Source organism: Agarivorans sp. (genome assembly GCF_050295395.1).
In the GTDB taxonomy this organism is placed as follows: domain Bacteria; phylum Pseudomonadota; class Gammaproteobacteria; order Enterobacterales; family Celerinatantimonadaceae; genus Agarivorans.
This window is the reverse complement of record NZ_JBNKPP010000002.1, coordinates 25204-32110: the sequence shown is the minus strand read 5'-3', so window position 1 is coordinate 32110 and position 6907 is coordinate 25204. Positions and strand designations below refer to the sequence as shown.

Here is a 6907-nt window from a genome sequence, read left to right as displayed (position 1 = left end):
GGAGCGCCTCGCTCGGTGTGCCAGATCCCTTCAATGGCAGCAATTTTTGCCGGTTGATGTTCGAGAGTATTTAAACCATGAAAATCACCTACCAAGGCTTGAGTGGGGGCCAAAATAGCGGCCACAATCAAAGCTACTTTTAAGCTTAAACGCGGCGCTTTTTTAGTATCGCCTTTTAGTATGCGGTAGGCCGAGATCCCGGCAATGAAGAACGATGCCGTTAAGCCCGAGGCTAATAACATATGGGTTAAGCGATAAGGAAAAGAAGGGTTAAATACAATGGCAAACCAGTCGGTTGGGTAGGCTACGCCATCACGCATTTCAAAGCCGGCCGGAGTTTGCATCCAAGAATCCAGCGCCAGGATCCAAAACGCCGATAAGCTGGTGCCGATAGCCACCAAAATGGTCGCAAAAGTATGTACTTTGTTGGGCACACGTTTGATACCAAACAGCATAATGCCAAGGAAAGTCGCTTCTAAGAAAAAGGCGGTAAGCACCTCATAGCCTAGCAATGGCCCGGCGATATTACCCACCGTTTCCATAAAGCCAGGCCAGTTAGTACCAAACTGAAAAGACATAGTAATGCCACTGACTACACCTAAGGCAAAAGAGAGGGCAAAAACTTTTACCCAAAAGCGATAGGCGCGCATCCAAACTGGATTGCCAGTCATATCATGGCGGATTTTAAAGAAAACCAAGAACCAACACATGGCAATGGTGATGGTTGGAAACAGAATGTGGAAGCTGATATTCGCAGCAAACTGTATCCTCGAAAGGATTAAGGCATCAAGCATGATTAACTCTCATTAAGGTGAATAATCTTATTCGCTGGCGGCAGTTCCTTTGTTACCAACAATTTTGTCTTTAAGTTCTAGTAGTTTGTTAAGGCCAGAGCCCATTTTCATCAGTTGTTGTAATTGCTCTGGGCTAAAACTATTTAGGGTATTGGACCATTGGGTGATGAGTTCCAATAAGTCATGAATCTCCTTCATTTTTTGTTGGGTAAACTGGTCTTCTTCATTGTCCGGCTGTTCCAGCAAGTTAGAGCGCAGTAGCGACAGCGTAGGGTCTACTTCCCGTTTACTGCGTTCTTCAAATACTGTTTTAGCCATGTCCCAAATAGATCCCGCTGCGGTATAAAACTCGCGACGTTGCCCTGCTTGGTGACTCAGTTTTACCAAACGCCAAGACTGCAGTTCTTTAAGGCCCATGCTGACATTGCCGCGGCTAATACCGAGTTGCTGCATGATTTGTTCGGCATGCAAAGGATGCTGGTTTATCACCAGCAGAGCCAAAATCTGACCGACGGTGCGGTTAAAGCCCCAGCGACTGCCCATTTCTCCAAAATGTAAGACAAAAGCCTGACTTTTCTCTGATAATTGCATGCGGAAATTCCTTTTTGAACGTTCAGAAAAAAATGAAAGTTTATTTGAATATTGATTTATGTCAATTTTTTTGGCTAATGTTTTTTCTCTTGGTCAAGCTATAAGCGGGTTTAAGCTTTGTTTTAGAAGATGTTTTAGATAATCAGAATAAATTGACAGTTATGGGGAATTATTAAGCGCCAATAGTGAATGGGGGCTGCTTTAGTCATACTAAATGAGTTGAATGTAACCTGCTTATAGTTGTGTTTAGTGCAAAAAACTGGCTTCCTTTTAAAGGATATTGAATGGTTTAAACGAGAGTGTAGTGGGTTGGTTTTTAGCTTTTACTGCGTTGGTAAATATCTATGCAGTGTTTATATTGATTTTCTTATTATTCGTAAGTTGGTTGCTTATATTTATCCTACACTGATTGAATCTATTGGATTTTGCAGTGCAGTATTTCAGCTAACATAAACTTCTTTGTAGGGTTAGATCAGACAAAATGCAAAGTGGTGTCAAATAAAGTTGCTTATAATGTACTCAATGTTTTAAGCCCAGATGCTTGTGATGGTTTTAATCTTCGGTTTTGCTTAATCACCAGCAAGGAAATCAAATTTTTTTTACACTAGAGATACCACACCATGAAAGTATTCCATAAACAGCCTATTAGTGTAGTGATTGGCTTAGCCTTATCGCTACAAGCGGGCAGCTTATTTGCTGCCGATTACGATTTAGTGATTGAAAATGGTCGAGTGATGGACCCTGAGACCATGTTAGATGCAGTGCTTCACGTGGGGATCAAAGACGGTAAAATTGTCGCTATCACAACTGACAAACTCGAAGGCGAACAAGTTATTGATGCAAAAGGTCAGGTGGTTGCACCTGGTTTTATCGATACCCATTTCCATTCTCTCGACGGCTTGTCTATTAAACTTGCAGCCCTTGATGGGGTCACCACCGGGATGGATTTGGAAATTGGCGCTACCCGCGTGGCGCAATGGTATGACGATAAAAAAGACGCATGGCCATTAAACTATGGTACTGGCATAAGCCACGAAGCAGCGCGTTTGGAAGTGCTTGACCCAGAAGTTAAAATTGATCGTGCCTATGATGCTCCTGATATTCTTAGTAAGTTGCGCACCGAAGCGGCCAAAGATGGGGTGAGTGGTTGGTCAGACTCAAAAGCCAACCAAGAGCAGATGAACCAAATCCTAACGATTTTGGATCAAGGTTTTAAAGAGGGCGCAATCAACCTCGCTTCAACAACCGCCTATATGCGTAATGGCTTGACCTCATTTGAAATGTACGAATCGCAAAAAGTGGCAGCCAATTGGGGACGTTTTACCGCTTCTCATACTCGTTATCACGGCAACCCAGTTAATCCAGAGGGGCAGCTAGGTTTCGATGAAGTATTTGCTAATGCGGTGGCGCTGGATGCACCATTGTTGATGCTTCACAATAACGAATTTGGTTGGTGGGAAGTTGAAGAAAAACTAAAAAAAGCGCGTGAGCAAGGCATGAATATGTGGTCAGAGTACTACCCATATGATGCCGCTTCTACGGCAATTGGCTCGTCGTTCCTCGTGCCGGAAAGTATCGAAGGCATGTTTAAGTACAAATACGAAGATATTATGTATGACCCCGAGCAGGACAAGTTCTTAAATAAAGAAGAATACCTTGCTTTGGCAGCCAAAGATCCAGGCCATTTGGTGGTTATTTTTAGTCCACCACGTAAAGATTGGTTGAAATATTTCTTACAAATTCCGCATATGACGGTTGCTGCAGACTCAATCTACTCTGGTTTAGGCGTTGATTCTTGGGATGCTGACCCTTCTGAATACAAAGGCCATCCTCGTACTGCGGGTACTCGCGGTAAAGTGTTTGCTATGGCCCGTGAAAATGGGGTTCCACTAATGTTTACTCTGGCGCAAATGTCTTATTGGCCGGCGAAACACTTGGGAGATGCGGGCTTAGAGGCGATGAAATTGCGCGGTCGTATACAACAGGGGATGGTGGCCGACATTACTATCTTCGACCCTGAAAATGTTAAAGACAACGCGACCTATAAATCGGGTGAGCAAGGGCTACCAACCAGTGGTATTTCTTATGTGATAGTGAATGGTAAGAAAGTGGTTGATCAGGGTGTATTTAAAAAAGTATGGGCTGGTCAAGCTATTCGTTATAAGCCTGAAGAAAACAGTCGTTTCAACGGTATTAATAAAGCGGCATGGTTAAAAAATATCACTATTCCAACTATTTCGGTTTCTCAGTCGGGTGCCGATGGCAATCCTACATACAATAAATAGTGGGGATTAAGATGCGATTTACGCTTATTTTAAGCGCTTTGGTGTTAGTGTCTGGCGCAGCCAGTGCTGCTTCATTGGAAGATTTTGCCAATCAAGTGAGCCCGTTAAAGCATACTGATATGAGCTCTTATAAAAAGTCAGTTAATAGTGATGTGGTTTCAAGCCCTTTATCTGAATATGCCCAAGAGGTAGGGATTGATGTATCGAAGCTATCAGCGCGGCAACGTTTAGACATGAGTTCGGATTATGGCGATAAACCTTCTCTGTCATTTTGCGATGGACATGAACATCTAACCAGCAATTAACTGATTGCTGGTTATTTATTCTTACTAGGTAATTTTTATTAGGTCACTTTGTAGTAAAACGTATGAATAGATTAACCGCTATATTGTTGAGTTTGACATGTTTTCAAATTGTCACAGTACAGGCCGAGCAAGATACTGAGAGTTCGACATTCAGCGCTGAACGTTCGGCTTTTGAGCAGTTTGTTGCACAACAAGCATTTGACTTTACTGACGCTAATATCGAAAAACTAAAACAGGGTTATGTGAAAAACTCTATGCCGATGTTTTTTTGTCAAGAGCATCAGACAATGGAGCCTGAGGTCTCAACAAATCGCGTGTTAGCCCGTCGAGAGTTGTTTAAAGCTAGTCAAAAAAATAAATTAGCCCGGTAAATAGTTAATAAACTACGCTCTTAGGCCGTTAGCGTTTGCTTTATGTGAGGCTGTATTCGTCAAGAATATGCCCAATGTACTCTTCCAATGCTTTAATTATCGACTCTCGTATTTTTATCACTTGGCTGGAGTGTAAGCTCCACAGCGAGATGGGAATTTCTAAGCCTTTTTTCAACTCATCGGTTTTAAGCTGCACCAGATTTTGTTTTACATATTCTGAATAAATCACCGAGCGCGGCAGTAGCGCCCAGCCATGGCCTAGTTGCACCAGTTTTATAATGACAGAGAGTTGATCTATGGCTTCAAAGTCAGCAGACAAGGTGACCTTATCTGCTAAACCTTCATCAATCAGTGATTGTAAAATAAGCTGTTTGGAGCTTTTCAGTTTAGCGAGCATTTGATCGCTGGAGGTTTTGGCTAGTTCGCCGCCTTTGCTACCAAATGGAACCAAAGATAAGGTTTCTAAATAGGTGGTATTAATACTATGCATCGCCTTAGCATTATGCACATTCACTAAGCCGAAATGTAATTGTCCTGATTCTAATTGTTGTTTTATTTGCTGCTGATTTCTAACAAACAGATTCACTTTTAAGTCAGGAAAATCTTTTGCTAACTGCATGCGAACATCTGCGATGGCAAGTTGTGGAAAAAAGCTAGAATAGGCAATATTAATCGCTTCTAGTTCTCCATCTGACAAATTTAAGGCCAGTTTATCAAAGGCTTTTAGTTGCTCTACCGCTTGCTTAGCATAACGATAGAGTAGCTCGGCTTCATTGCTGGGTTTTACTGACCGACCGATCCGCTCGAATAGTGGAATCATTAAAATTTCTTCTAAGTTAACAATTACTTGTCCAACTGTACTGCGGTGTTTATTAAGCAGTGCTGCGGCTTTGCTAAATGACTTTTGTTCATACACCGCCACAAATGTGTTTAATTGTTCGAGGCTAAAATTCATTAAGTGATTTCCCTAGTTATTGGGCTGCCGAGACGCTTAAAAAGTGATTCATACCAATCAATAGTTTTAGACAGATTATTATTGGTAACTTGCTAGGTTTGTCTGATCTGGTCATACAAAGGCAATTTAGTCTAGCTTATTATTGTTGGTAGCATCAAACATACCGTTGTTAAGTGGTTAGCGCGATGATTACACAGGTTTTTATATTTTTTGATTTATATGTACTCGCACTTGGCGCTCGACTAAAGTATTTAGTGCGGAGTTATAATCCTCTTTAGCTGGCTCTTGGACCTTGTCAGCTAAGTTAAATTAGGAGTTTAAAAAGGAATGAAAAAGCAACTGAGTTTTTCAATGTTGGCACTGGCTGGCTTATCGTGTTTGGCTTATCCGTTTGCAGCCCTTAGCAAGCAAGCCAAAACAGACTTTGAAAATGTTGCTGTTATGCAAGATTCCACCAGTAACTTGTCTCGTTTTGATATTTGGAATAAAACCAAGCAACACTGGCAAGAGGAATATGGTCTTCAATTAGGCATGGATTACAACATGCTGGGTTTGGGGGCAAGTGATCCCTTGGGGGAATCGAGCGCCGCTTCAGGTGCTTTACGCCTTTATGGCCAATGGGATATGGTGCATACCGATTCTGGTTCAACTGGTGGTGTGGTATTTAAGTTTGAACACCGCCACAAGTATACCGACTCATCGCCAAAGGATTTTGGCTTAAAAGATTTGGGTTATATTGGCTTTGTACATTCTTTGTATGGCGATCAAGGATTTCGAATAACTCATCTATTTTGGCGTCAATCGATGTTGAATGACCGCATGGTGGCTTATGCTGGCTTTCTCGATATGACGGATTACACCGATTTTTACCCTCTAGCCAGCCCTTGGAACGATTTTAATAACAGTGTCTTCTCAACGGGTAATGGCACTATTGGCGGCCTACCAGACGGTGGTTTGGGCCTTATGTTAGGTGGCTTTATTACCGACAAAGTATATAGCTCGGCCAGTATTATGGATGCCAAAGGCAATGCCTCAGACCTCACTCAAGGGGTAGAGGATTTATTTGACTCTGGCGCCACTTGGAAAAGTTTTGAAATAGGTTATACCCCGTCGCGAGAGATGCTGTTTATTCAGAATGCCCATGTTAGTTTTTGGCAGCGTGATGCGGTGGCTGGCGATTTAAAAGGCCACGGGCTAAATCTTAATATTTCCGGATTACTGGGTCAGCAATGGCTACCATTTTTCCGCGCTGGCTGGGCTAAAGATGGCGGGGCCATGTACGATGCCTCCGTTAGCGCCGGTTTTGGTTATATGCCCACTGCGCGCTCTCAAGATATGCTCGGCTTTGCACTGAACTGGGCTAGCCCCATGGCGAGTACATTTGGTGGAATTAATTTTGATGATCAATATACGATGGAGTTGTATTACCGCGCTCAAGTGACACCTTGGCTGCAGTTGTCACCCGGAGTTCAGTTGATGAACTATACCGCGATTGATCTGCAAGCGATTGAGTCAGGTAATTTAGCCAATGTATTTATTGAAGACAAAACCAATCTAGTATTTGCTTTAAAAGCACGCTTCGTTTTTTAGCTAGAGCCAAGATAGC

7 protein-coding genes are annotated in these 6907 nt (G+C 42.5%); 4 read left to right on the top strand and 3 right to left on the bottom strand.

Going from position 1 to position 6907, the window contains the following annotated elements; all coding sequences use genetic code 11:
- Window positions 1-794, bottom strand: a 794-nt coding sequence (locus tag ACQY6Q_RS00160) for a cytochrome ubiquinol oxidase subunit I (protein ID WP_427976444.1), incomplete at its 3' end; no start/stop codon positions are given.
- Between the two features lie 27 nt (window positions 795-821).
- Complete coding sequence (locus tag ACQY6Q_RS00155; protein WP_427976441.1) at window positions 822-1385, bottom strand: GbsR/MarR family transcriptional regulator; 564 nt, start codon at window positions 1383-1385, stop codon at window positions 822-824.
- Between the two features lie 620 nt (window positions 1386-2005).
- Between ACQY6Q_RS00155 and ACQY6Q_RS00150 the strand changes: the two genes are divergently transcribed.
- From ACQY6Q_RS00150 to ACQY6Q_RS00140, 3 genes are all read left to right on the top strand, one after another.
- On the top strand, window positions 2006-3670 hold the full coding sequence (locus tag ACQY6Q_RS00150; RefSeq protein ID WP_427976439.1) for an amidohydrolase family protein: 1665 nt from the start codon (window positions 2006-2008) through the stop codon (window positions 3668-3670).
- Between the two features lie 11 nt (window positions 3671-3681).
- Window positions 3682-3975 carry a hypothetical protein gene (locus ACQY6Q_RS00145; protein ID WP_427976437.1) on the top strand — a complete coding sequence of 98 codons (294 nt, stop codon included), beginning with the start codon at window positions 3682-3684 and terminating at the stop codon, window positions 3973-3975.
- A gap of 62 nt (window positions 3976-4037) precedes the next feature.
- Window positions 4038-4346 (top strand): hypothetical protein, encoded by a 309-nt coding sequence (locus ACQY6Q_RS00140; protein ID WP_427976435.1) that lies wholly within the window; start codon window positions 4038-4040, stop codon window positions 4344-4346.
- A 40-nt stretch (window positions 4347-4386) separates the two neighbouring features.
- Here the strand turns inward: ACQY6Q_RS00140 and ACQY6Q_RS00135 are convergent, their stop codons facing one another.
- Window positions 4387-5301: a LysR family transcriptional regulator gene (locus ACQY6Q_RS00135; RefSeq protein ID WP_427976433.1), complete on the bottom strand. Its 915-nt coding sequence runs from the start codon at window positions 5299-5301 to the stop codon at window positions 4387-4389.
- A gap of 327 nt (window positions 5302-5628) precedes the next feature.
- On the opposite strand from ACQY6Q_RS00135, the gene ACQY6Q_RS00130 reads away from it, so the two are divergent.
- Window positions 5629-6891: a carbohydrate porin gene (locus ACQY6Q_RS00130; RefSeq protein ID WP_427976431.1), complete on the top strand. Its 1263-nt coding sequence runs from the start codon at window positions 5629-5631 to the stop codon at window positions 6889-6891.
- The last annotated feature ends 16 nt before the right edge of the window (window positions 6892-6907 follow it).

What these genes read in the sequence shown, in the direction of transcription:
- ACQY6Q_RS00155 (WP_427976441.1), bottom strand. Translation starts at nt 1,385, where the DNA reads ATGCAATTATCAGAGAAAAGTCAGGCTTTTGTCTTACATTTTGGAGAA.
- ACQY6Q_RS00150 (WP_427976439.1), top strand. Translation starts at nt 2,006, where the DNA reads ATGAAAGTATTCCATAAACAGCCTATTAGTGTAGTGATTGGCTTAGCC.
- ACQY6Q_RS00145 (WP_427976437.1), top strand. Translation starts at nt 3,682, where the DNA reads ATGCGATTTACGCTTATTTTAAGCGCTTTGGTGTTAGTGTCTGGCGCA.
- ACQY6Q_RS00140 (WP_427976435.1), top strand. Translation starts at nt 4,038, where the DNA reads ATGAATAGATTAACCGCTATATTGTTGAGTTTGACATGTTTTCAAATT.
- ACQY6Q_RS00135 (WP_427976433.1), bottom strand. Translation starts at nt 5,301, where the DNA reads ATGAATTTTAGCCTCGAACAATTAAACACATTTGTGGCGGTGTATGAA.
- ACQY6Q_RS00130 (WP_427976431.1), top strand. Translation starts at nt 5,629, where the DNA reads ATGAAAAAGCAACTGAGTTTTTCAATGTTGGCACTGGCTGGCTTATCG.